We start from the raw sequence: 1258 nt of genomic DNA on the forward strand, positions 1-1258 counted from the left end.
AACCGGGTGGCGCGCACGCTGGTCGGGCGCGGAGTGGGCCGCGAGGATCTGGTCGGCGTCCGGCTGGAACGGTCGGCCGACCTGATCGCGGTGATCCTGGGTGTGGTGAAGGCGGGCGCGGCGTACCTGCCGATCGACCCGGCGTACCCGGCCGAGCGGGTCGCGTTCATGCTCGCCGACGCTCGTCCCGCCGTCGTGGTGGACGAGGAGTTCCTCGGCTCCCTGAGCGAGGACGACACGCCTGTCGATGTCCGGGTGAGCGCGGACCAGCTCGCGTACGTGATCTACACGTCGGGTTCGACCGGCGTGCCGAAGGGCGTGGCCGTCACCCAGGCCAACGTCGCCGACTTCTGCGCCGACGAGGCTTGGCGCGGTGAGGTGCTGGAGCGAACCCTGGTCCAGGCCAACCACGCCTTCGACGCCTCGACCCACGAGATCTGGACGCCCCTGCTGCGCGGCGGCCGGCTGGTCGTCGTGCCCTCGGGGGAGATCGACGTCCGGGAACGGGCGGCCCTGGTCACCGGACAGGGCGTGACGCACGTGGTCGCGCCCTCGGGGCTGTTCGCGGTGCTGGCCGAGCAGGCTCCGGAGATGTTCGCCGACGTCCGCGAGGTGCTGACCGGCGGTGACGTGATCTCCCCGACCGCCGTCCGGACGCTGCTGGAGGCGCACCCGGACCTGGTCGTGCGGGCCACCTACGGCCCGACCGAGACCACCGCGTTCGCCACGCAGCTTCCCCTCACCGCTCATGATCGGATGCCCGGTTCCGTCCCTCTCGGCCGACCGATGGACAACACCCGCGCCTACGTCCTGGACGAGTACCTGCATCCCGTCCCGCCCGGTGTGACGGGTGAGCTGTATGTCGCGGGTTCTGGCGTGGCACGCGGTTACGTCGGTAACCCTGCACTCACGGCGGAGCGGTTCGTGGCCTGCCCGTTCGGTTCCGAAGGCCGGATGTACCGGACGGGCGACCTGGTCCGGTGGACGGCCGAGGGCCTGCTGGAGTTCGCCGGGCGCGCCGACGACCAGGTCAAGATCCGGGGCTTCCGCGTCGAACTCGCCGAGATCGAAGCCGTCCTGGCGACGCACGACGCGGTCAGCCAGGTCGTCGTCCTCGCACGCGAGGACCAGCCCGGCACCAAGCGCCTCGTCGCCTACGTGGCGGGCGGCGGAGACGCCGGCCTCCTGCGGCGGCACGCGGCGGAGCGGCTGCCCGAGTACATGGTGCCGTCCGCGTTCGTGCCGCTGGACGAGCTGC

Annotated in this window: 1 protein-coding gene; it reads left to right on the top strand. The window is 71.9% G+C overall.

Going from position 1 to position 1258, the window contains the following annotated elements; translation table 11 throughout:
- Positions 1-1258 (top strand): amino acid adenylation domain-containing protein (locus AB0J52_RS41255; protein ID WP_500188711.1); only part of this gene is annotated, 1258 nt, incomplete at both ends.

Origin of the sequence: Spirillospora sp. NPDC049652 (assembly GCF_040675125.1) — a bacterium.
Taxonomy (GTDB): Bacteria; Actinomycetota; Actinomycetes; order Streptosporangiales; family Streptosporangiaceae; genus Spirillospora.